Below are 23,465 nucleotides of genomic sequence, written 5' to 3' on the forward strand. Positions count from 1 at the left end.
TTTGGAGGCCCGGCCGATGACGGATCAGTTAAGCGCGATTCCTACCAACCTGATTCTCGGGTTTCTCGGCGTTGGTAAAACCACTGCCATCCTTGATCTGTTCAGGCAAAAGCCGGCGTGTGAGCGTTGGGCGGTATTGGTGAACGAGTTTGGCGAAGTGGGCATCGATGGTGCCATGCTGGAGGTGGAAGGCGCCTTCGTTCGGGAAGTCCCGGGCGGCTGTATGTGCTGCGTGGCGGGCTTGCCCATGCAGATCGGCCTGAACCAGCTGATTCACCGGGCCAGGCCGGACCGGCTGTTCATTGAGCCCACCGGGCTTGGCCACCCGTCCCGGATTCTGGACACACTGACCAGCGAGCATTACCAGAACGTACTGACGCTGGGGCCGGTTCTGACGCTGGTGGATCCTCGCAAGCTCGAAGATCCCAGAGTGTTGGAGAATGTGCAGTTCCGGGATCAGGTAGCCGCGGCGGACATTCTGGTGGCCAACAAGACCGATCTCTGCAGCGCACAGCAACTGGCGGCGTTTGACCGCTGGGCCAGTGAGTTGGAGCCGGCCAAACAGCATGTCTTTCATACCCGGCAGGGCCGGCTTGCGCCGGCGTGGCTGGATGGCCGCCCCGATGCCAGAGACGTGAGCACGCCCCATGCCCATCATCACCACACCGTCCGGAGTGAGCCGGCGCCGCCGGATATACAGGACCAGCCCTGGCAGTTGGTGACCAACGAGGGCCAGGGGCATTTCAGCTTTGGATGGCGTGTTCATCCTGATTACCGGTTTGATGAGAACCAGCTTATGGCGTTGGCCGGCGATGAGCGCATTGTCAGGTTCAAGGCGGTGGTGAACACGGACGATGGCTGGCGGGTCATCAATATGGCGGACGGTGCCCTATCCGCGTTTGACTCGCAAGCCAGGGAGATGAGCCGTATCGAGTTGATCAGTGCCGGCGTTCTGAAGGCCAGTGAGATGGATCAAGCGGTGCGTGCGGCGGCGGGGCTGAGTTCATATGACGAATGATCTGGAGTATTGCCCGGTTTGCCTGGAGTCCCAGCCGGTGCCGTTCAGGCAAGTGGAGGGGAAGGACTATCTACGGTGTCTGAATTGTGAAGCCACCATCATGGCACCGCAGTCCAGGCTGACGGCCGAACAGGAAAAAGAGATATACGAACTGCACAACAACGATCCCGGCGATGCCCGTTATCGCCGTTTCCTGGCCAAACTGGCAGACCCGTTGATGGCTTGTCTGTCTGAAGGTGCCCGGGGACTTGATTTTGGTTGTGGCCCGGGCCCCGCGTTGGCGCAGATGTTTACCGAAGTGGGCTTTGACATGGCCCTGTATGACCCGTTTTTCCATCCTGACCCGTCAGCACTGGAAGCCCGTTACGATTTCATCACCTGCACCGAAGTGGCGGAGCACCTGTACCGGCCGGCAGAGGTTTTTGATCAGTTCGACGCGTTGCTCAAACCCGGTGGCTGGCTGGGCATCATGACCTGCTTCCAGACTGACGATGCCCGTTTCGACAACTGGTACTATCGTCGTGACCCCACGCACGTAATGTTTTATCGTCCAGCCACTTTCCATTGGCTGGCAGCCCATTATGGCTGGCAGCTGGAGATTCCCCGTAAGGACGTGGTGCTACTGAACAAGCGGACAGCTGGGTAAAGCCGGGCAGTGGTCTGCGTTTGAGGAGGCGGTTGGCCGGGATTGGTCATCGAACCGCTCTGGCGCCAGGTTACCCGCGCAGGCCTTGGCCTGATAGGCAAAGACGTTGCAGCCCTGAGCCTCAAGCGCGTAACCCAGATTGTTCCAGCCGGCGGCGAAACCGGGGAACCGTTGAACGGCCCTCCGGAAGTGGTCGGTCGCTTTTTCCACCCTATGTTGGCTGAAGGCCAGATTCCCCTGGGCCATGATTGGTGTTGGATCGTCCGGCCACCGTTCTTCTGCGGTCCGGTAGGCGGTCAGGGCTGCCTCTGGGTGGTTGCTGGCCTCCAGATCGTGGGCTGCCCGCAGGTAGGGCAGCCGTTGGGCGGTTGCCGGTGTTTGAGTTGGTGGCAGGGTGACCACGGCCCAGTGATCGGCCCGGGCCCAGGTGGCCATGAATACGTCATGGGGCATGGAGTAGTGCTCCAGGGTCCCGGTGTTGAGAATCAGGGTTTCCTCGCCCCGGTCGTAGCCGGTAACCACGGCAAAGTGCCATTGGGGCCACCAGTCCAGTTGAAGGTTCTGCAGGATCAGCACCGGGTTGCCCGCCGCCACTTCCTCCAGCACGGCGCCCAGTTCCGGCTCCAGGGGATACACCAGCAGGCCATGGGCCCTGGCGGTGGCGACCATCTCCACTTGCAGTGAGCCCTGCCGGCCGGGAATGAAAACCTTGTCTTTCAGGCTTTCCGGATCGGTGTCCAGTCCCCGGTGATTCAGTACCGTGGCCAAAGCGGCGGGCCCACACTGGTATTTTTCCTGGGGAAAGAAGGGAACGTCGCCCACCATGACGGTTGCCGGTTCGATGTCTTCGGCCTGGGGGGCAGCGCCTGTCTCGGGCCAGGGCGGGGCAGAGGCACAGCCGGCCAGAAGGCCAAGTGCCAGAACGGCACCCAGCCCCCGGCCCAGATGGCAGCCAGTCATGTCAGAGTAAAGACTTAGCGTATGCAACGAACAAATGGGAACAGGTCGGTCGCACACAGCATGTCGGTAACAATGAATACCAGGAAGAAGAGCACGATGATACCGACCACACCTTCGCCGGCCGGCGCCTGGGCCAGCTGTTGCTCGAATTCAGCCAGTTCGGCCGGTGTGAGGTTCTGGATGCGTTCGGCCACGGTGTCCTTGCTGACGCCGAGTTCTGAGAGCTTGTCCTGAACGTCCTGTTTTTCCAGCATGTTCAGCAACTGCTGGCGGTCCAGTTGAGTCTGTTCCTGCTGGATCATGTCCCCGGTGCTGACCATGGTTGCGTTGGCAACGCTGGAAAAAGTGGTGGCCATGGCCAGCACCGCAATCATGACAAGCGAAATCTGTTTCAGACAACCACGTAGTTCAGACATGTCAGACCCTCCCCGGTTCTGTGTTGAATAAAGCGTAGGCAGAGTTGGTTGATGGTTCAAATTACTGAGAATCAATCCGGACTCTGCCGCAGCACGAGGAGCTGGGGTCTGTCAGGCGCTGGCAAACCGATCTGTGACCAGTTCCGAAAAACGGGTCAAAACCCTGCTGGCCGCCGGTGCGGGCGTGACTTCGGCGAGGAGACGGGTGGCATCAAGACCTTCTTTGTTCAGGTCTGGCGTTTGTACCTCGAGGTAGGCCCTCATGATCTGGTCGGTGAACTCGGGGTGAAATTGCACGCCCCAGGCATTGCCGCCCACCCGGAACGCCTGGTGAGGTTCAAAACTGGAGTTTGCCAGTAACACTGCCCCGGGCGGGAGTTCCAGCACCGATTGCTTGTGGGTCAGTTGCGCCGGGAATTGCGCCGGCAGGTGCTTGAACAGGGGATCGCTTTGGGCGGTTTCCAGCAGGGTGACCTGTTTGGTGCCGGTGTCACGACCGTCGGGATGGAACCCCACCTTGCCGCCCAGTGCATGGGCCAGAAGTTGATGGCCGTAGCAAACCCCCAGCACCGGCACGTGCGCGTCCACCGCCTGGCGTGTCCAGGCAGCCGTGGTCTCGCTCCACTCTGGCCGGTCACTGACCATCGCCGGAGAGCCGGTAATCACGATGCCATCCCAGTCCTGTGGCTGGCCGGGCGGTGGCTGTCGGGTGACATCCACCACGGTCAGGTCCAACTGGTCTGACAGCCCCCGCACAAACCAGTCGTCGAAATCACCGAACTGCGCCCTGATTTCCGGGTAGGTGGTACCGGTTTTGAGAATCAGTACCCTGGGTTGGTTTGTGGCTGTCATGACAAACTCCTGGTGGCGGTGAGCGGCGTTTTAATCCTGGGGCAATTCCGCGCTGTGGTAGACGTTCTGCACATCGTCCAGGTCGTTCAGCATGTCCATGAACTTCTCGAACAGCGGAATGTCGTCGCCTTCCACCGGGGTGGTGGTCTTGGGCAGGAACTGGATTTCGTCCACATCAAACTCGATGCCTTCAAATGCCTCTTCCAGCGCCTGCTTGGCCTTGGCGTACTCGGTGTTGGGGGTGAATACGGTGATTTTGCCGTCTTCGTGCTCGATGTCGGTGACGTCCACGTCGGCCTCCATCAGTGCTTCCAGCACCGCTTCTTCGTCGTCGCCGGCAAAGGCAAAAATGGCGCAGTGGTCAAACATGTGGGCCACGGCCCCGGGGGTGCCGATTTTGCACTTGGTCTTGGTGAATGCCAGGCGTACATCGCCGAAGGTACGGTTGGGGTTGTCGGTCAGGCAATCGACAATGACCATGCAGTTGCCCGGGCCATAGCCCTCGTAGCGGGCCGGTGAGTAGTCTTCGCCGCCGCCGCCATTGGCCTTGTCGATGGCTTTCTCGATAACGTGGGCCGGCACCTGGTCTTTCTTGGCGCGCTCAATCAGACCGCGAAGGGACAGGTTGGCCTGGGGATCGGTGCCGCCGGACTTGGCGCACACGTAAATCTCACGCCCGTATTTGCTGTAGACCTTGGTTTTTGCCGCAGCCGTTTTGGCCATGGACTCTTTGCGGTTCTGGAACGCTCTGCCCATCAGTGGTGCCTCTCGGTTTTCCGTCAAAAGACGGGATTTTACTCAACCACGGGGCAATGGAACAGGGTTATCTGGCCAGGGTTCTGTGGATGGTGTTTTTGGACAGGGAATCTGGAAAAGAGGGCTCCGCATCCTTGCAGAGCCAGGGGGGAAGAGTTCAGGCGTAATCCACCGGCTGGCGATAGTTATCCTGGGTTGCCAGATCAATGCCGCAATCCACGCTGGAGACCCAGTTCAGGAATTTGTCGACCATGGCCGGACCTTCAAAGCGCTTGCCATGTTGCGGCACAATCGCCTGCACATCCATTTTGCGAACCATGTTGGCCCACAGCTGGCACACCTGCTTGGAGGCAATATAGCGGCGATGGAAGCCAATCATGTGTTTGGTGTGCTCCTCGAAATTCTCCACCGGTTTGTGGTCTTCCTCGGCACCCAGGGAAGCGCCCAGATCGCCGGAGAACAGGATTTTCGAGACCGGATCGTAGAACTGCAGGTTGCCCACGGAATGCATGAAGTGGGCAGGCAGACACTGGATGAACGTGTCGCCGAAGTTCACGTTGATACCGCCATCCGGCACGCTGATAATCCGGTCATAGACGCTGCCGCTGAGCTGGCTGGTGACGTAGCTGGAAACCAGGTGGGGCAGGAAGCGGGCCCACAGTTTGGAGGTGACGATTTTCGCGCGGGTGTGGATGATCCAGCGGTCAATGGCACCGATGATGTCCGGGTCCTGGTGCGAGGCGAACACGAAATCCATGTCCCGGATGTTCATGTATTTGGAGGCGGCGACAGACAGCGGGGTATAGGTGAGATCGCCGCCCGGATCAATCAGGGCTTCGTGCTTGCCATCGACAATCAGAAACTGGTTGGACTGTACACCTTCGCCAGTCACCAGGGAATCGAACATCAGGCATTTGTGGTGCCCGTCGTCGTACAGAACAATCGGTTCGGCCGCCATTAAGAAGCTCTCCTGCGGTGTGTTGCAACATGATGATCAGGTTACAGAATCACCGCAGGATTCTACTTGCCGCAGGTCAAGTGCCAATAGCGCATGCGTATTTCTTTTCATACCGGCGGTCGGCCCAGCGCTCGTAGATGAACCTGGCCACCGGATAAATGCCCGGCCAGAGCAGGGGCCTGAACAGAAAACCAAAACGGGTGTGTGACCAGGCCCTCACATTGGCCGGCAGACCAACCACCCATTCGCCGGTCCAGGTTTTCATGTGCAGCCGGCGCAGCAGGGCCTCGTGCGAGGGAATATCGGCGTTGGCCGACCACTGCTGGTGAATATCGGCGAAGATCAGGTTGCCGCGCTGTAACGTACGCAGAGTCTCTACTTCTTTTGCGCACAGTGGACAGCTGCCATCATAGAACAGGGTGTCGTAGCGGGGGGACATCTCATAACTCCTGTGTGGCTGATAACAACGTTTACGTGGCGCTGGTGCCTGCCGGTTCAGTCTATCCGGCGAATGTTTGCAGTTTTATAACAAATAGGCTCCAATCTCAGGACGTTCCGGCCTTTTCCGGTGGCGCAACAAATTGAGGTATTCTGGGTTAATGAACGAGCAAAAGCCCGAGCAGACACAGACTCACGAGGACGGTATCAGGCGCCTGATCAGGGAGCTTTCCACGCCTGTGTACGGGCTTTTCACTCTGGGCATTCTCTATACCCTGTACCTCGCTCACCAGATTGTCCTGCCGATTGTGCTGGCGATCATGACCAGCCTGTTGCTGTCGCCGCTGGTCAAAAAGGCTCACCGAAAATGGCGTGTGCCCCGGGTGGTCAGTGCCCTGGTTCTGATCTTGCTCGTACTGGCGGGCATTGTCGGCTTGGGCGCGGCAGTGACGGCTCCGGCGCTGGAATGGGCGGAAAAGGCACCGCAGGGATTGTCCCGGATCCTGGTGGGCGACAGTGAGATCATGCGTCAGCTCGACCGGGTCAGCCGCTCTGCCCAGGAGGTGGAAAAGTCGGTCGAAGGCTTGTCTGAGGAAGGCAAAAGCACGCCCACCACGGTGGTCCTTCAAACCGAATCCTGGCGCAGCCAGTTGATGTCCAGGGCGCGCAACGGGCTGGCCGGTCTGGCACTGGCGCTGGCGCTCAGTTACTTCCTGCTGGTCAGTGGTGACCGGCTGATCCGCAACTTCATCAAGCAATTGCCCCGCAAGGAACGCAAAACCGTCCTGCGGATTACTCACGATTCCCAGCACCTGATAGCCCAGTTTCTGGCGGTGCTGACCTTGAACAACGTGTCTGTGGGTCTGCTCACCGGCCTGATCTGCTGGGCCATAGACCTGCCAGACCCGGCGGTCTGGGGCCTGGTGGCGGGGCTTGCCCGGTTTATTCCCTACCTGGGCAATATGCTGACCATCGGCTTGCTGGCGCTGGTGTCGGCCATTACCTTCGACAGCCTGTGGATGATGGCCATTGCGCCGGTCAGCTTTACTGGCCTGGTGATGCTGGTGGGGCTGTTTCTGGAGCCATGGATTCACGGTTTCCGGATGGCCATCAACCCGGTGGTGATTTTCGTGTCCATCTTTTTCTGGGGCTGGCTATGGGGGCCGGTGGGTGTGCTGCTGGCGGTGCCATTGATGACCGTGATCCAGGTGGTGCTCAAGCAGATTCCCAAACTGCAGCCGGTATACAGGGTTATTGCCCGCTGATCTGGCAGATATCCGAAATACCCTCCTGACACCGCGGGGGAAGTTACCTATCCTGTTGGCAATACCGATACCGGGCTGAACTCCCGGTATTTGATTGAATCACCAACACGGAGGCATGTACGCGGATGATGCCAGAAACCATGAAAGCCATGGTACTCACGGGCCATGGCGGTATCGACAAGCTCGAGTATCAGGATGTCGCGGTACCGCAGCCGGGCCCGGGGCAGGTGCTGGTCCAGGTGACCGCCACCGCCAAGAACAACACCGACCGAAAGGCCCGTGAGGGCCTGTATCCCACCAAAAAAGGCGAGATGACCTCGTTCCAGATGGGCGGCAAGCCCACGCTCAGTTTCCCCCGTATCCAGGGCGCCGATATTGTTGGCCATGTGGTGGCGGTCGGTGACGGCGTCAGCGACCGCCGCATTGGTGAGCGGGGCCTGCTGGATTTCAACCTCTACGCCAATGACCGTACCGACATCAACCTGACGCCGGACTATTACGGCCACGGCGCGGATGGCGGTTATGCCGAGTACGTCGCCCTGCCTTCGGACCAGTTCCATCACATCCCCAACCCGGAACTGGCGGACGCGGAGCTGGCGTCCATGGGTATGTGCTCCTACCAGACCGCCTATCACATGCTGACATCCGCCAACGTGCAGGCGGGTGAGCACGTTCTGGTTACCGGTGCCAGTGGTGGGGTGGGCACGGCGCTGATCCAGCTGTGCCGCATTATCGGTGCGATCCCCTACGCCCTGAGCCAGCAAAGCAAGGCGGCTGCATTGCTGGAACTGGGTGCCGAGGCGGTGCTGGATCGCGGCGACATGGACACTTTCGTGGACCGGGTCAAATCGGTGACCGGCGGCCGGCCGCTGGATGCGGTGATGGACCTGGTGGGCGGCGAGATGACCGACCGCTTCATCGACGCCATGATCTTCGACATGAACGCCCGCAGCACCTACCCGCGCCTGAGCATCGCCGGAGCCAGCGGTGGCAACATCAGTGAGATCCTGTGGACGCGGATCTATCTCTACCAGGTTCAGATATTCGGGGTCTCCCATGGCACCCGTGAAGAAGCCGCGCAACTAATGACCTGGATTCGTGACGGGCACCTGAAGCCGGTGCTGCACGGTGCCTTCCGTCTTTCAGAGCTGCATAAGGCCGAAGAATACTTCGTACACCGGGGCAGCAATTACCTCGGCAAAATCGTGATCGTGCCGGATTCTCAGTGGGCAGAACACGGCCAACCCTACGCCCTGGAGGCCAATTGATGAAACCGGAACTGAGCATCCAATTGATGGACACCCACGCCGGCGGTGACGTCAGCCGCATTGTGACCGGCGGCATTGACCTGCTGCCCGGCGAAACCGTGCGCGAGCAGATGGAATACCTGCGCGACGACGCCGACGGCCTGCGCCGGCTGCTACTGGAGGAGCCCTATGGCATCCCGGAAATGTCGGTGGACCTGCTGGTGCCGGCCACCGACCCGCGCGCGGCGGCCGGTTACATCATCATGGAGGTGATGGGCTACCCGATCTATTCCGGCTCCAACACGATTTGTACGGCCACAGCAGTGCTGGAAGCCGGCATTGTGCCCAAGCAGGAAGGCAAGCAGCATTTTATGCTTGAATCGCCGGCCGGGCTGGTGAACATTGAAGCCACGGTGCACGACGGTGTGGTGGAGGCGATTACCTGCGAGGGGCTGCCCAGTTACATTCACACCTACGAGGCCACCATTAATGTTCCCAATATTGGTGAGGTAACCTACAGCGTGGCCTACAGTGGCGGGTTCTACGCGCTGGTGGATGCCAAAGAGCTGGGTTTTGACCTGACCCTGGATGAAGAACGGGCCCTGGCCCGGACTGCTCACGCCATTGTCGAGGCCATCCAGGCCGAAAGGGGCTTCTCCCACTACACCCTGGGCGACGTTGGCCCCCTGCCGTTCCTGCACTTCATGGGCCCGGTTGAACAGGTGGCGGATGGCTATTTCCGTTCCCGCTCGGCCACCTATGTGCATCCCGGCGTGATCTGTCGCAGCACGACCGGCACCGGTACCTCGGCCCGGTTGGCGTTGATGCACTACCAGGGTCTGATCCAGCCGGGTGACAAACTGGAAACGGTATCGCTGCGCAATACCGGCTTCATTGGTGAATTCACCTCCATGCACACCGAAGGGGAATACCAGGTGGTGAAGAACAGCATCACCGGCAAGGGCTATGTGATCACCCGTTCGGACATTGTGGTGAACTGCGACGACCCGATGGTGGAATGCGATGGTTTGCATCACATTCTGTCGAGTCGTCATTCTCACAATATTTCCACTGCCGGTAGTAAAACGATACTTCCTGGAGCCTAGGCGATATCTGAGATGTCTGAAAAAAGCAGGCGGGTCGGCCTTCCCAAAACTGTCTGCAGCCATGGATGGCTGCAGTCAAGCCCTACAGGGACGTACTTGCGGGCGTGTTTTGGGAAGGCCGACCCGCCTGCTTAGGCACAGACCTATCAGGCTGAGTGACGCGCCAAAGCCTCAGCAGGCTGCTTAACAGCCACCTCAGCCACCGTATGCAACTTCTCCAATTGACTCTGCAACATGGCCACAGGCCGTGAGCCTTCCAGCGTCAGATTAATGTCGAAAGAGTCACCGACGGTTTCCACCGCCATGCGGGCAACCCGGAAGCCACGAATGCGCACCACCTGGCACAGGCGTTCGATGGCGGCGGCTTCCTGGGCCATGCGGCAGTTCAGGGTGTAGCTGGGGGCTGTATTTTCATTGGTCGGGTTCATGCTACCTGTTCCTTCTTGGCGGTGGTGGTGCGCTTGGGTTCGTCGATCATCTCCTTGTTGCTGGCGCCGGGTTTGACGATGGGCCAGACGTTCTCCTCGCGGCTGATGGCCACGTGCAGCAGCATGGGGCCGTCGTAGGCCAGGATGGTTTCGATGCCCCGGCGGATCTGGTCGGTGCGTTCAATGTGCAGCGAAGGGATGTCGAAGGCCCGCGCCATGGCCACGAAATCCGGGTTGTCGTCCAGGTCGATCTGGCTTTCCCGGTTGTTGTAGAACAGCTCCTGCTGCTGGCGGACCATGCCCAGGCACTGGTTGTCCATGATGATCAGCTTCAGCGGCAGGTTGTAACGGCGGATGGTGGCCAGCTCCTGGGCGTTCATCATGAACGAACCGTCGCCGGTGACGTTGATCACGGTGCTTTCCCGGTTGGCGAACTGGGCGCCGATGGCCGCCGGCAGGCCGTAGCCCATGGTGCCCAGGCCGCCGCTGGTCAGGTGATGGCGGGGGTGGTCGAAGTGGTAGTGCTGGGCCACCCACATCTGGTGCTGGCCCACGTCGCAGGCGATGATGGCGTTGTCGGGGGTGATGCGTGAAAGCTGGCGGATAAAGGCCGGGCCGGTGATCGGCGCCAGTGGTTCTTCGTTGTCGGCGGCCTGGAAGCCACCGGTGGTGCGCCAGGTCTGGCACTGGGCCCGCCACTCGTCGATGGCCAATGGCTGGGCTTCCATTTCTCGGGTGAACGCGGCCAGAATGTCGTCCAGATCACCGCGCAGGGCAACATTCGTCGCCCGCAATTTATTGATTTCGGCCGCATCCGTGTCAATGTGAATGGTGCGCGCGTTGGGCGCGAAACCGTCCAGCTTGCCGGTGGCGCGGTCGTCCAGCCGGGCGCCGACAATGAACAGCAAATCGCATTCTTCGACCGCCCGGTTGGCGGCCCGGGAGCCGTGCATGCCCAGCATGCCCAAATCGTTGGGGTTGTGCTTACCGGCATTGCCGATGCCCTTGAGGGTGACCACGCCGGGCAGGGCTGAGGCGTTGGCGAAGGCCCGGAAACTGTCCTCGGCATTGGCCAGGGAAACCCCGCCGCCGCTGTAGAGCAGGGGGCGTTTGGCTTCGCGCAGCATGGCCAGGGCCTCGGAGAGGTCCGGTGTGCCGGTTGACTCCGCCCGGGACGGCCCGGGCGCCGGTGTGGCCACCTCGGTCAGCAGAATGTCCTTGGGAATGTCGATCCACACCGGCCCGGGGCGCCCGCTCTGGGCGAGGGTCATGGCTTCTTCCATGATCGCCGGAAGTTCTTCGGCATCATCCACCAGGTAGCTGTGTTTGACGATACCCAGGGTCATGCCCAGTACGTCGGTTTCCTGGAAGGCGTCGGTGCCGATCATGCCGGAGGCCACCTGGCCGGTGATCACCAGCATGGGGATGGAATCCCGGTGGGCATTGGCCACCCCGGTGATCAGGTTGGTGGCGCCGGGGCCGGATGTGGCGATGCAAACGCCCAACTTGCCGCTGGCGCGGGCGTAACCGTCGGCGGCGAGGGCGCAGGCCTGCTCGTGGCGGCACAGCACATGCTCGACGCCGACATCGTCCACCAGGGCATCGTACAGGGGCATGATGCAGCCGCCCGGATAACCGAAAACCGTGCCGATGTTGTGGCGGTGGAACGCGTCGAGAATGTGCTGTGCGCCGTTCATGGTCGTTTTCCCTTTTTCTTCGGTGCAAAAAAAAGCCCCCGGAACCTTGCGGTGCCGGGGGCCTTGTCGTGTCTTGTCAGGTTGTCGTATCTGCTATCTCACCTGTCTGTCCACGCAAAAGCCCCCGGACGGTACCACGACCACCAGGACAAGCTTCACTAGGACGACTACGGCGTTGAAATTCATAGAGACGACAATCCGCTCTGAATAGATTGAATCAATGTGTGTAAAATCTACCTCACGGTTTCAATCGATTGCAACCCTTTTCTCAAGAGCTGCCCATGACAAAAGCAAAATGGAGTTCGCTTGGCCTGTCATTCCTGGTCATTCTGGCGCTGGTTCTCTGGCTCGCCACCGGTGATATTCACCAGGCCCGTGACCAGGCCCCGGCTGAACCGGAGGCTGCTGCAGTCGAGTTGCCCCGGGTACAGGTGCAGTCTCTCGAAGCCCGGGTGTATCAGCCGACCATCAGGTTGCAGGGTCAATTGCAGCCATGGCGGACGGTGGATATCAGTGCCCGCGCCAGTGGCACGGTGGAACAGCTGCATGTGTCGCTGGGGCAGACGGTGGAGGCCGGGGAGCGGCTATTGACCCTGTCTACCGATGGGCGGGATACCGTGGTTGAGCGCTGGCAAGCCAGTGTCCGCAAGCTTGAAGCGGACCTGGCGGCGGCCCGCCGTTTACGGACGAACAACCTGGCGGCGGAAAATGAAATTCTTGGCCTGCAGAGCGACCTGTCAGCGGCCCGGGCGGAATTGACCGCGGCCCGTCTGACCCTCGAACATCTGCAACCGGAGGCGCCGTTTACCGGCACGATCAACCGCCGCGATGTTGACCCGGGCACCCTGGTGCAGGTTGGCTCGCCGTTATTCGAACTGGTGCAGATCGAGCGACTGAAGGCAACCGCACAGGTGCCCCAGCAACAGGTGCGCCGTGTTGCCTTGGGGCAGGCTGTGGATGTGCGATTGCTGGATGGCCGCCAGTTGGCTGGTGAGGTTCGTTTTGTTGCCAGCGCGGCTGACCCGCAAACCCGCAGTTTTGAGCTGGAAGTGGTGGTGGACAATCCGGAGGGCCTGCGGGTGGCTGGTGGTTCCGCCAGTCTCAGGATTCTCTTGCCCGAACAGCCGGCCACCTTTATTTCCCCGGCCTTTCTGGCTCTTGACGAGCAGGGCCGCCCCGGCGTGAAACATGTGAACGCCGATAACCGGGTGGTGTTCACGCAGGTGAATCTGTTGAGCGTGGGCACCGACGGTGCCTGGGTGACCGGTTTGCCGGACGAAATCAGGCTGATTACCCGCGGGGCCGGGTTTGTTGCCGAAGGTGAACGGGTTGAACCTGTTGAATCCGGCGGGCAACGGAGCTGACACCCATGCGCGCACTGATCTCCGCGGCCATGGACCGCAGCCGCACCACCCTGCTGACGTTTCTCTTTCTGGTGGTCGGTGGCCTGGCTGCGTACCAGACGATCCCGAAAGAATCCAATCCGGACGTTACCATCCCGATGATTTATGTGGCCATGGTGCTTGAAGGCATCAGCCCGGAGGATGCTGAACGCCTGCTCATTCGCCCCATGGAGCAGGAGCTGCGCTCGCTGGAAGGGATCAAGGAAATGCGCAGTACCGGTGCGGAAGGCCACGCCTCAGTGATGCTGGAGTTCGACGCCGGCTTTGACCCCGACAAAGCCCTGCAGGATGTGCGGGAAAAAGTGGACACCGCCCGCAGCAAACTTCCCCGGGATGCGGACGAACCACGCGTTCACGAGATCAATGTGTCGCTGTTTCCGGTGTTGTCCATTGGCCTCTCGGGGCCCTTGTCCGAGCGAGAACTGATTACCGTGGCTCGTCGGCTTCAGGACTCTATTGAAGCCATTCCCGAGGTGCTGGAGGTCGACATCGGCGGTAACCGGTAAGACCTGCTGGAAATCGTGGTGGACCCGCAGGTGCTGGAGAGCTACGGCATTGATTTTGACCAGTTGGCCAGCCTGGTCAGCCGAAACAACCAACTCGTGGCGGCCGGCTCACTGGATACCGGGAATGGCCGTATGGCGCTGAAAGTGCCGGGCGTGATCGAGAATATTGAAGACGTCATGGCCATGCCGGTGAAGGTCAGTGGTGATACGGTGATCACTTTTGGTGACATCGCCATGTTGCAGCGCACCTTCAAGGACCCAGAGGGCTTTGCCCGTATCAATGGAGAGCCGGCGCTGGTACTGGAGGTGTCCAAACGCTCCGGCGCCAATATCATCGAGACCGTCCAGCAGGTGCGTACGCTGATTGATCAGGCCCGGCCCCGGTTGCCGGACACGCTGGAAATCCGCTACATCATGGACCAGTCCGAGGAAGTGCGCGACATTCTCTCGGACCTGCTGAACAACGTGATGACCGCGATTGTGCTGGTGCTGATTGTGGTGATCGCCGCTATGGGGCCGCGTTCTGCCCTGTTGGTGGGGCTGACTATTCCCGGAGCCTTTCTGACCGGTATTCTGGTGATCTGGGCCATGGGGCTCACACTCAATATTGTTGTGCTTTTCAGCCTTATTCTGGTGGCCGGCATGCTGGTGGACGGCGCCATTGTTGTGTCCGAACTGGCCGACCGCAACCTGAGTGATGGCCAGTCGGTCAGTCAGGCCTGGGTGGATGCCGCCGCGCGCATGGCCTGGCCGGTGATCGCCTCGACCGCCACCACGCTGGCGGTGTTTGTCCCGCTGTTGTTCTGGCCTGGGGTCGTGGGTGAGTTCATGAAGTTTCTGCCCATGACGGTGCTGATTTGTCTGCTGGCCTCCCTGGCCATGGCGCTGGTGTTTCTGCCTGTGATGGGCGGCGTCAGTGGTGGCCGGCGAGTGCATCGGACTGTGTCCGAAAGCCGTGGGGTTCGGGGTTACCGGTGGCTGTTGGCGCGATTGCTGCGCCGGCCAGGGCTGACTCTGATGGCCACCCTGCTTCTGATCCTGCTGATTTACGCCGCCTATGGGCGGTTCAACCATGGGGTCGAGTTTTTCCCGAGCGTGGAGCCGGATTCGGCCCAGGTTCAGGTGCGGGCCCGGGGCGATCTGTCGGTCTGGGAACGCGACGCCATCGTCCGGACCGTCGAACAGCGCCTTCGGAACATGCCAGAGGTAAAGGCCCTGTACGCCCGCTCCATGCTCAGCTCCGGCGACCAGATGGCGCCAGACGTGATCGGCGTGCTGCAATTCCAGTTTACTGACTGGTACACCCGCCGTACCGCCAGCCGGATACTCGACGATTTCCAGCAACGCACGGCCGACATCCCCGGTGTGCAGCTTGAGTTTCGCAAGCAGGAAGGGGGGCCGGCCCAGGGCAAGCCGGTCGAGCTGCTGGTCAGCGGGCCGGATCCTTCGGAGCTGGATGCCTACGTGGATGAAGTCGAGTCAAGAATGCGGGATCTGGGCGGTTTTGTTGATATAGAAGATGATCGCAGCCTGCCCGGTATTGAATGGCGCCTGAAAGTAGACCGGCAAGCCGCGGCCCGCTTTGGCACCGATGTATTGAGCGTTGGCAGTGCGGTGCGCCTGGTAACCAACGGGTTGGTGCTGGCCACATACCGACCGGAGGATGTGCGCGATGAGGTGGATATAGCGGTGCGACTACCCAACAACTGGCGTGAACTGGACCAGTTGGAGCGCCAGACCATCAATACGCCGCGAGGACAGGTGCCGCTATCGCAATTTGTCACTCTGGAGCCGGGGGATAAAACCGGCACCATTGTGCGGGTGGATGGACAGCGCACCGTCACCATAAAATCCGACATCGGCGAGGGCGAACGCATGGATGTGCTGTTACAGCAACTGCAGCAGCAATTACCACGGGCGCCTGATGGCATTACCCTGACCGTGGCCGGTGAAAACGAGGACCAGCAACAGGCGGCGAATTTCCTGATCACGGCCTTTCTGGTCGCCCTCGGGTTGATGGTGTTGATTCTGCTCACCCAGTTCAACTCCCTGTACCAGACGCTGCTGGTGTTGTCGGCGATCGTGCTGTCCACCGCCGGTGTGTTGCTGGGGTTGCTGTTCAACGGCCAGCCGTTTGGTGTGGTGATGGTGGGCATGGGCATTATTGCGTTGGCTGGTATTGTGGTGAACAACAACATCATCCTGATCGACACCTATAACCAGATGAAGCAGGAGGGGCGAAGCGCCCTGGAAGCGGCGCTGGAAACCGGCTGTCTGCGTTTCCGCCCGGTGCTGTTGACGGCGATAACCACCGTGCTGGGGCTGATGCCCATGGTGCTGGGCATCAATGTGGATCTGCTGTCGCCCTCCCTGGGGCTGGGAGCGCCATCGGCCCAATGGTGGACCCAGCTTTCCAGCGCCATTGCCGGTGGCCTGGCCTTTGCCACCCTGCTGACGTTGCTGATGACCCCTGTGCTTCTGGCCCTGGGAGACAGGGCGGGGCAGCGTGTTAAAAACTGGCTTGGCCGGAGTGATGATGCCTGATTCGAGCAATCCGTTAACTGAAATCTACCGCGACCAGTGGTTGCTGGCGGTGCATAAACCGGCGGGTCTGCTGGTTCACCGCAGCCCCATCGACAGACACGAAACCGAGTTTGCCCTGCAGTACGCCCGGTCCCTGAACGGTGGTGACCATGTGTACCCGGTGCACCGGCTGGACAGGCCCACCTCCGGGGTACTTTTGTTTGCCCGTGATCCGGATACTGCTCGTGCTCTGGGCCAGGCGATGATGGCCGGTGAGGTGAGCAAAACCTATCTGGCCGTGGTGCGGGGCTGGCCTCCGGAAGCCGGTACCATTGATTACCCGTTGCGTGAAGAGCCGGACGACAAACGAAAAAGACACGACCCGCAACCGGTGCGTGAGGCAGTCACCCATTACCGGCGGCTGGCCACCACTGAAATCCCCGTCGCCATCGAACGCTATCCCACCAGCCGCTACAGCCTGGTGGAACTGCACCCGGAAACCGGCCGCAAGCACCAGTTGCGCCGACACATGAAACACATCAGCCACCCCATCATCGGCGACGCCAATCATGGCCGGGGCCGGCATAACCGGTACTTTGCCGAGCGCTTCGGGGAAGGGCGGTTGTTATTGGCTGCGACTCACCTGAGTTTTTGTCACCCGGTGTCGGGGGAGAGGATTTGCCTGTGTGCGCCACCGGAGCCGGGCTTTAAACGGGTGCTCGATTTGTTTGACCAACTCCCCGATGATTGGCGCCAATTGCTGACAGACCATTAAAAATTATCATTTTCCGGATTGATGGATATCACTTTCCATAGCAAGCGACCCGCTTTATGCTGAGCCTTCACTTTTGGGTCGGGACGTTTGATGGAGCTCGTGGAGCCGGTTGTCCGAATTTTTCTGGGCATTTTCTTTCTGATGATTGGCCTGCAGTTTTCGGCCCGGACTATCGGGTTGTATGACCGCATGGGCTTTTCCCACATTCACTACGGGGCCCGTGGCAAGGCCACCTGGTGGCACCGCCATACGTTCAATGTATTCCGGGCCGCCATTCTGCTGATCTGTTTGCTGCGTATCGGTGTGGAGATTGACCCCTGGCTGGGCCTTTTCCCGGCGCTTTATCAATGGCCGGTGTTGCTGGCTGGCATGCTGGTGCTGATGGCGTCGTTCACCATGGTGAATTACCTGCAGGCTTACATGCATGATGACTGGCGTTCGGGTATTGACGAGGGGGCCGGCAAGCGCAGGCTGGTGACCGGTGGGCCCTTTGCCCGCAGTCGCAATCCTTTGTTTCTGGCCGTGATGGCCGGCCAGTTCGGCTTTTTCCTGGCGCTGCCCAGTGTGTTCTCACTGGTGTGCCTGGTGGCGGGTGTGCTGGTGATTACCCGCCAGGCGAGGGAAGAAGAGAAGGTGCTGGCGCGGCAATTCGGTGAGGAATACGAGGCTTATCGCCAGCGCGTGCCTCGGTGGCTGTAGTTAGAGGCCCCACCACCTGCTGAATGTATTACTGCTCTTTGCTACGGGCTTCTTTTACCACATCATAGGCGTGGCTGATTTCACGGGTACGTTCTTCCGCCATTTCCCGCATGCTCTCGGGCATGCCCCGGCCGGCCAGTTTGTCCGGGTGGTTTTCACTCATCAGCTTGCGATAGGCCCGTTTGATTTCCTGGTCAGAGGCTTCCGGGCCCACGCCCAATACCTTGTAGGCATCGTCAATCTGCTGGCTGGTGGAGTAGTTGGAGGCTCCCCCGGCCTGGCCGGCATGAGCACCGCGCAGCATGGCTTCGAGCTGGTCCACCTGGCTTTCCGGCAGGCCCAGGCGGCGGGCAATGCGCACCAGCATCTCGTGCTCGGCCGGGTGTACCTGACCGTCGGCGGCCACGGCGGAAACCTGCACCTGCAGGAACATTTGCAGGAAAGCAGGCTGGCGGCCGGAGTTGCGCAGGAAATGGTCCAGTTCGGCATCCAGATCAAAATCCGCGGATTTGCCCCGGTTGAAGGCTGCCTTGGCCCGGGCTTTCTGGCTTTCGTTCAGTCGGAACCGCAGGAACATGGCTTCGGCCATGTCGATTTCGTCCTGGCTCACCTGGCCATCCGCCTTGCACAGCGCGCCCATGACGGCGAATACCGATTCAATAAAGCTGCTTTGCAGCTCCTGCAGGCGGTTGACCACACGACTTTTGATCCGCTTGACCAAAAAGACCGCCAGGGCGCCACCAATCAGAAATCCGGGGAAACGGCCAAAGGCATAACCGATCAGGCCGCCAATAAAGAAGGCAAACAGCATTGAATATCCTTGAGTCTTGTCTGAACCGGTTACTATACGGATTTTTGCTCAAAGGTTCATGAACCGGCTTTCATCCACCGTGTCGATTTGCCTGGGCTTCATGTGCTTATCGGCATACTCTCGATAAGCGCCGGAGTGGACAAACAGTTTGAACACCTCCCGGTCCAGGTGCCCGTTCTCGACCATACCTGCCATCAGCTGCAGGGATTCGCTGAGGGTTTTGCCCCGTTTGTAGGGCCTGTCGACGGCGGTCAGCGCTTCGAACACATCGGCCACCGCCATGATCCGCTCAACCGTGCCCATTTCCTCCCCGGTGAGTTTGCAGGGATAACCCTGGCCGTCCATTCGCTCGTGGTGGGTGCCGGCCAGGCGCGGCACGTTGGCCAGGCGGTCGGGCAGGGGCAGGGCGTCGAGCATGCAGATGGTCTGCACGATGTGTTCCTGAATGCGGAACCGCTCTTCCGGGTTCAGGGTGCCACGGCGAATACAGAGGTTGTGCAGCTCGCCATGGTTGTAGGCATTGTCGGGCAGCTCCATGTCGAAGCCCCAGCGGTTGGCCGGGTCGTTCCTGTCTACCGGCGGTACGTGCGCCCCCCAGGCTCGCAGATGGTCAGGCTTGTCGGCCAGCAGCCGTTCAGTGACGGGCAGCTCCGGTTCCGGAATACCTTCAACAGCCTGGCGCTCATCTTCAGACAGCCCCAGCCGGTCGGAAAAGTGTCGCTGCCAGGTGCGCTCGCCAATACGGCGGATGCGTTCGATGTCTTCATCGGACATGGCTTCAGTGCCCTGATTGCACTGGGCAAGAAAGGCAAAGTCCTGCTGAAGCTCGTTCAGGACCCGGTCGCGCTGGTCGGCGGCCGTTTCGGCCTCCTGGCCGGCCAGCCGTGATTGCAGATAATGGATCTGGGTATCCCGATACAGCACCTCGAAACGGGTGCGAATTTCGTGCAGTCGGTTGTGGATGGTTTCCAGCTTGACGGATTTGTCCACCACGAACTCGGGCGTGGTGATCTTGCCGCAATCATGCAGCCAGGCGGCCAGATGAAATTCGTAGCGTTCCTGCTCGCTCATGGCAAAATCGGCAAAGGGGGCATCGGTGCTGCTTTCCGCTTTTTCGACCAGCATTTGGGCCAGTTTGGGCACCCGTTCGCAGTGTCCTCCGGTATAGGGCGATTTGGCGTCGATGGCGTTTGCCACCAGGCGAATGATGCCCTCAAGCAGAGCCTGCTGGCTCTCGATCAGTTCGCGGGTTTCAATGGCAACGGCGGCGGAGCCCGCAATTTCGTTCACGAACACGATCAGATCGTCACTTAAATCCGTTTGTCTGCCCAGCTCCATCTCCACCACCAGCACCCCGATCAGTTGGTTTTCCCGGTTGCGGAGAACGGAAAACACCGGGTGGCCGTCGATGCTGATCCGCAGGCGTCGAATCAGCTCGCTGTCTTCGCAATCGGGCCCAATGTCATCCAGCGTTTCAGGCAGCTGCATTTGCTGGTTCACGGCGAGGTCGAGTTGCCGGGCCTGTCGGCTGAACAGGTAGACGGCCCCGCGTCGCTGGCCAAGGATACTGATGATCTGCTCCAGCACCTCCTTCAAGAGTTCATTCAGGTCCTGGCCGCGGTTGAGCGTGGTGGATATGTTCTGAAAGCTGCGAATGGTATGAGCCATGTCGTCCAGGGCAATGCTCAGCTCCGAGGCTTCGCGGATGTGGGAATCCGAGCGCACCGGCGTGTCGAAGCGAAAACGCGACAGCCGGCTGACCCTGTCGGTCAGTTGCGTCAGCGGCTTGCCCACCTGCCGGCCCAGCAGCCAGCCCACCACCAGCAGCAGGCCGGCAATGGCAATGGCGATCAGGGTCTGGCGGGTCAGTGCGTCCCAGACATCGGCCAGTAGTTCATCGGCGGGAATCGCGATGGCGATGGTCAGTTGTTCGTCAGGCAGGGAGGACAGATCGGCGGTGATGGTGTACCAGTCCCGCTGTCCGAAATCCGCATTCTGTACCTGTTGTGTCGGTTGTGCCAGAGCCTGCCTGATCAGCGGGCCGGGCAGGCTGTCGCTTTGATCCTCCGAACTGGCGAGTACCTCGCCGGTGCGATTCACAATGGCAATCCGGCTACCCGGGGTTTGTTTCAGTTCACTGAGCTTGGCGCCAAGATCGGTCACGGTGACATCGATTCCCAGTACGGTTTCCGGCAGCCCCGCAGCCTTCCAGGCCAGGGTCAGGCCCGTCTGACGGGTGGTGAAAAAGGTATAGGGCGAAGACAACTGCATGGTGTCTTGCTGCTGAGCCTGCTGGTACCAGGGGCGTTGGCGGGGGTCGAAGCGGTAATCGGGCAGATCCTGGCGTCTCAAAAGATTCAGTGCCTGGTCGTAAAACAGCCAGGTGCCCCGAACCTGTTGTCCGCTTCTTTCAACGCTTTGCAGCAGGTAGCGGCTATCGGGTGGGGCGTCGGCGAAACGCTCGGAGTCTTCGTGAGCCAGATCCCTCAGCAAAAAGAAATCGCCGTTGCCGTAGCCGGCGTAAATGGCGTTGATGATGTCGCTGGTGTTCAGTACCTCGGCCACCGGTTGCAACCTGTCGAGGCGCTGGTCAAGGTTGGCGGCACCGGCAAGCGGGTCATGACGCAAGGCGGTCAATGCCGTGGCGGGCGGTTGAGTGACCGCGTGAATGCGGTCGTCCACACTGGTGGCCAGTTGCCCGGCCATGGCTTCGGCAGCGGTAATCTTGGCCTGTTCCATGCCCCGGAAACTCTGGCTGATCAGCACCACCGTGAGGGTCAGCATGGCCAGGGTAATGGCGGAGGCAATCACCACTGCCAGCGAGATCTGGCCGGGCTGGTGGCCGTCGGGCAGGGTTCTTTGGTGAGGTGGTTTTGTGAACAGCACGATTGTCGATACCCTGATCTTATCGATGTGGAATGGTGATGGCGATGACGCTGGATTTATTCGACCCGCAAACCCCGGAGCCATGGCTGGAGCGGGAAGCTGATGGTGTTTTTGTGCTACGTCGTTTTGCTTCGGCACGGGCAAAAGACTTACTGGACAGCATAGCTGAAATTGCCGGCCAGGCGAGTTTCCGCCAGATGGTTACCCCTGGCGGTCACCGGATGTCGGCGGCCATGACCTGTGCCGGGCCGCTGGGCTGGGTGACCGACCGCGCTGGCTATCGATACCAGCGGCAGGATCCGCAAACGGGGCGGACCTGGCCCACCATGCCCGATGGTTTCATTCAACTGGCTGAAAATGCGGCGGAAGAAGCCGGTTTCTCCGGTTTTGTGCCGGACGCCTGCCTGATTAACCGCTACCAGCCTGGCGCCAAAATGGGGTTGCACCAGGACCGGGACGAGCAGGACTTTGCCTGGCCGATTGTGTCCGTGTCGCTGGGTTTGCCGATTGTCTTTCAAATGGGCGGGCGCAGGCGCAGTGACAAGCCCCGGCGCATTCTGCTGGAGCACGGCGATGTGCTGGTGTGGGGTGGCCCTGCACGGCTCAATTACCACGGGGTCCTGACCCTGAAAGCCGGTGACCATCCGCTGACCGGCCCCTATCGCTATAACCTGACTTTCCGCAGGGCTGGTGAATAGACTTACTGCAGCCAGGCCACCAGAAGCCCCGCCGCCAACGACAGAACCATGGGAATGCCCACCAGCAGCCCGGCCTGGCGGTTGCCAATGCTCCAGGCCATGCCGGATTTCACCAGATTGTTAACGGCGGCGGCGATGACAATGCCGATCACCGCCACATCCATGGCCAGGTTGTTGTTGGACATGCGGGTCAGCGACAGGGTGATCGCATCCACATCCGCCACGCCGGAGGTGGCCGCCAGGGCATAGATACCGGCATCGCCGAAGCTGTTCTTCAGAAACTCGCCCAGCAGCAGAATGCCAGTCAACAGGGCGCCAAACACCAGGGCTGACGACAGCTCCAGCGGGTTCTGGCTCAGGCTCGGCTGGCTGACCTGCAACTGCCCGGAATGCTTGCGCCAGATGAAAAAGGCCGGCCCGTAGAGCAGGGCGGTCATCACCACGACCGGCCAGATCAGGCTGGGGAGCAGGGCGGTGTTGATGATCAGACAGTAGATCAGAATGCGGGGGAACATGGTGCCGCAGGCAATCAGAATGCCGGAGGCGAATTGCGGGCTGAACTCCGGGTTCTTCGCCGCCTGCCGGGAAAAGTGCAGGGTCAGGGCGGTGGAGGAACTCAATCCGGCAAACAGGCTGGTGAACAGAATGCCCTTGCGCGCACCGGCCACCCGGATGGCGAAGTAGCCGACAAACGAGATGGAGGCGATCATCACCACCATGTACCAGATCTCGCGTGGGTTGAGCACGCCGCCCGGCCCCATTTTTTCGCTGGGCAGCAGCGGCAGCATCACCACGGAAATCAGCAGGAGTTTCAACGCTGCGTCCAGTTCATGGGATTGCAGCTTCTGCAGCCAGCCGTGGATTTCCGCCTTGTTGTCCAGAATCATTGCTGTCACCACGGCGGCCGCAGTGGCGATTACCGGGTCCACAGCCACGGCAATGGCACCAAAGCAGAAGGTCAGTACCATGCCAACCATGCCGGTAATACTGAAGTTGCGAATATGGGCGAGCCGTTCACTGAACGCCACCAGCCCCATGGCGACCACGCTGAGCAGCAGGACGGGAAAGGCCCAGACGGTAATCTCGGCAGCCAGGATGGCGGAAATGCCGCCGAGCAGGCCGATCAGGGCAAAGGTGCGTATGCCGGCAATGCGTTCGCCGGCTTTCTGGTCCCGGGCATCCCAGCCGCGCTCCAGGCCGATAATGGCCCCGAGCAGCAGGGCAATGGCCAAGTGAAAGGTGGTTTGGTTGTTGGCCAGAAACTGGCTGGCAACATCATCCATGCACGGGTGCTCCGGTTGGTCTGGGTTAGCAGGACACTGAAATTTGCGGCACTATATTCGTGATTCAAGACGAAAAAATGCGCCACAGCAACGC

Annotated in this window: 20 protein-coding genes and 1 pseudogene; 10 read left to right on the forward strand and 11 right to left on the reverse strand. The window is 60.4% G+C overall.

The features are described 5' to 3' along the window. Nucleotides 1–16: 16 nt before the first annotated feature. Nucleotides 17–1,018, forward strand: coding sequence for a CobW family GTP-binding protein (locus BMZ63_RS03815; RefSeq protein WP_091701913.1), 1,002 nt, complete (start codon nucleotides 17–19; stop codon nucleotides 1,016–1,018). Further along, entirely contained in the window at nucleotides 1,008–1,664 is a 657-nt protein-coding gene (locus BMZ63_RS03820; protein WP_091701916.1) for a class I SAM-dependent methyltransferase, read from the forward strand. The genes BMZ63_RS03815 and BMZ63_RS03820 overlap by 11 nt, the downstream gene beginning before the upstream one ends. Here BMZ63_RS03820 and BMZ63_RS03825 read toward each other — a convergent pair. The 6 genes from BMZ63_RS03825 to BMZ63_RS03850 all read right to left on the reverse strand — a co-directional run bounded on the left by BMZ63_RS03825 (nucleotide 1,638) and on the right by BMZ63_RS03850 (nucleotide 6,045). Beyond that, nucleotides 1,638–2,624, reverse strand: a complete 987-nt coding sequence (locus BMZ63_RS03825; protein WP_091701919.1) for a PA2778 family cysteine peptidase — start codon at nucleotides 2,622–2,624, stop codon at nucleotides 1,638–1,640. The genes BMZ63_RS03820 and BMZ63_RS03825 overlap by 27 nt on opposite strands. A gap of 14 nt (nucleotides 2,625–2,638) precedes the next feature. Further along, complete coding sequence (locus BMZ63_RS03830; RefSeq protein ID WP_091701921.1) at nucleotides 2,639–3,040, reverse strand: PA2779 family protein; 402 nt, start codon at nucleotides 3,038–3,040, stop codon at nucleotides 2,639–2,641. A gap of 111 nt (nucleotides 3,041–3,151) precedes the next feature. Further along, a complete protein-coding gene (locus tag BMZ63_RS03835; protein WP_091701924.1) occupies nucleotides 3,152–3,892 on the reverse strand; it encodes a glutamine amidotransferase in 741 nt (246 codons plus the stop codon). A 30-nt stretch (nucleotides 3,893–3,922) separates the two neighbouring features. After that, on the reverse strand, nucleotides 3,923–4,648 hold the full coding sequence (locus BMZ63_RS03840) for a YebC/PmpR family DNA-binding transcriptional regulator (RefSeq protein ID WP_091701926.1): 726 nt from the start codon (nucleotides 4,646–4,648) through the stop codon (nucleotides 3,923–3,925). Between the two features lie 157 nt (nucleotides 4,649–4,805). Further along, complete coding sequence (locus BMZ63_RS03845) at nucleotides 4,806–5,606, reverse strand: oxygen-binding di-iron domain-containing protein (protein ID WP_091701929.1); 801 nt, start codon at nucleotides 5,604–5,606, stop codon at nucleotides 4,806–4,808. 76 nt (nucleotides 5,607–5,682) lie between these two features. After that, nucleotides 5,683–6,045: a thiol-disulfide oxidoreductase DCC family protein gene (locus BMZ63_RS03850; protein WP_091701932.1), complete on the reverse strand. Its 363-nt coding sequence runs from the start codon at nucleotides 6,043–6,045 to the stop codon at nucleotides 5,683–5,685. Nucleotides 6,046–6,205: 160 nt separating this feature from the next. On the opposite strand from BMZ63_RS03850, the gene BMZ63_RS03855 reads away from it, so the two are divergent. The 3 genes from BMZ63_RS03855 (at nucleotide 6,206) to BMZ63_RS03865 (ending at nucleotide 9,662) form a co-directional block, all read left to right on the forward strand. After that, nucleotides 6,206–7,309 carry an AI-2E family transporter gene (locus BMZ63_RS03855; protein WP_091701934.1) on the forward strand — a complete coding sequence of 368 codons (1,104 nt, stop codon included), beginning with the start codon at nucleotides 6,206–6,208 and terminating at the stop codon, nucleotides 7,307–7,309. 125 nt (nucleotides 7,310–7,434) lie between these two features. Then, nucleotides 7,435–8,577 carry an alcohol dehydrogenase catalytic domain-containing protein gene (locus BMZ63_RS03860; RefSeq protein WP_091701936.1) on the forward strand — a complete coding sequence of 381 codons (1,143 nt, stop codon included), beginning with the start codon at nucleotides 7,435–7,437 and terminating at the stop codon, nucleotides 8,575–8,577. Further along, a complete protein-coding gene (locus tag BMZ63_RS03865; RefSeq protein WP_091701938.1) occupies nucleotides 8,577–9,662 on the forward strand; it encodes a proline racemase family protein in 1,086 nt (361 codons plus the stop codon). Before BMZ63_RS03860 ends, BMZ63_RS03865 begins: the two co-directional genes overlap by 1 nt. Nucleotides 9,663–9,808: 146 nt before the next feature. On the opposite strand, the gene BMZ63_RS03870 is transcribed toward BMZ63_RS03865, so the two are convergent. Both BMZ63_RS03870 and ilvG read right to left on the reverse strand, forming a co-directional pair. After that, on the reverse strand, nucleotides 9,809–10,090 hold the full coding sequence (locus BMZ63_RS03870) for an ACT domain-containing protein (RefSeq protein WP_091701941.1): 282 nt from the start codon (nucleotides 10,088–10,090) through the stop codon (nucleotides 9,809–9,811). Further along, nucleotides 10,087–11,787, reverse strand: a complete 1,701-nt coding sequence (ilvG, locus tag BMZ63_RS03875) for an acetolactate synthase 2 catalytic subunit (protein WP_091701944.1) — start codon at nucleotides 11,785–11,787, stop codon at nucleotides 10,087–10,089. The genes BMZ63_RS03870 and ilvG overlap by 4 nt, the downstream gene beginning before the upstream one ends. Before the next feature lie 281 nt (nucleotides 11,788–12,068). On the opposite strand from ilvG, the gene BMZ63_RS03880 reads away from it, so the two are divergent. The 4 genes and pseudogenes from BMZ63_RS03880 (at nucleotide 12,069) to BMZ63_RS03895 (ending at nucleotide 17,693) form a co-directional block, all read left to right on the forward strand. After that, nucleotides 12,069–13,151, forward strand: coding sequence for an efflux RND transporter periplasmic adaptor subunit (locus BMZ63_RS03880; protein ID WP_091701946.1), 1,083 nt, complete (start codon nucleotides 12,069–12,071; stop codon nucleotides 13,149–13,151). 5 nt (nucleotides 13,152–13,156) lie between these two features. Then, a pseudogene (locus tag BMZ63_RS03885) lies at nucleotides 13,157–16,240 on the forward strand (efflux RND transporter permease subunit). Continuing rightward, nucleotides 16,233–16,994, forward strand: a complete 762-nt coding sequence (locus BMZ63_RS03890) for a pseudouridine synthase (RefSeq protein WP_227663503.1) — start codon at nucleotides 16,233–16,235, stop codon at nucleotides 16,992–16,994. The pseudogene BMZ63_RS03885 and the gene BMZ63_RS03890 overlap by 8 nt, the downstream one beginning before the upstream one ends. A 90-nt stretch (nucleotides 16,995–17,084) precedes the next feature. Next, nucleotides 17,085–17,693, forward strand: coding sequence for a methyltransferase family protein (locus BMZ63_RS03895; RefSeq protein WP_091701951.1), 609 nt, complete (start codon nucleotides 17,085–17,087; stop codon nucleotides 17,691–17,693). A 28-nt stretch (nucleotides 17,694–17,721) separates the two neighbouring features. Here BMZ63_RS03895 and djlA read toward each other — a convergent pair whose 3' ends face one another. Both djlA and BMZ63_RS03905 read right to left on the reverse strand, forming a co-directional pair. Next, a complete protein-coding gene (djlA, locus tag BMZ63_RS03900) occupies nucleotides 17,722–18,504 on the reverse strand; it encodes a co-chaperone DjlA (RefSeq protein WP_091701953.1) in 783 nt (260 codons plus the stop codon). A 48-nt stretch (nucleotides 18,505–18,552) separates the two neighbouring features. Further along, nucleotides 18,553–21,390 (reverse strand): HD domain-containing phosphohydrolase, encoded by a 2,838-nt coding sequence (locus BMZ63_RS03905; RefSeq protein WP_227663504.1) that lies wholly within the window; start codon nucleotides 21,388–21,390, stop codon nucleotides 18,553–18,555. A gap of 44 nt (nucleotides 21,391–21,434) precedes the next feature. On the opposite strand from BMZ63_RS03905, the gene alkB reads away from it, so the two are divergent. After that, nucleotides 21,435–22,088, forward strand: a complete 654-nt coding sequence (gene alkB, locus BMZ63_RS03910) for a DNA oxidative demethylase AlkB (RefSeq protein ID WP_091702506.1) — start codon at nucleotides 21,435–21,437, stop codon at nucleotides 22,086–22,088. A 2-nt stretch (nucleotides 22,089–22,090) separates the two neighbouring features. Here alkB and BMZ63_RS03915 read toward each other — a convergent pair whose 3' ends face one another. Next, on the reverse strand, nucleotides 22,091–23,371 hold the full coding sequence (locus BMZ63_RS03915; protein ID WP_091701956.1) for an MgtC/SapB family protein: 1,281 nt from the start codon (nucleotides 23,369–23,371) through the stop codon (nucleotides 22,091–22,093). Between the last annotated feature and the right edge of the window lie 94 nt (nucleotides 23,372–23,465).

It is taken from the genome of Marinobacter persicus, from assembly GCF_900114155.1.
In the GTDB taxonomy this organism is placed as follows: domain Bacteria; phylum Pseudomonadota; class Gammaproteobacteria; order Pseudomonadales; family Oleiphilaceae; genus Marinobacter; species Marinobacter persicus.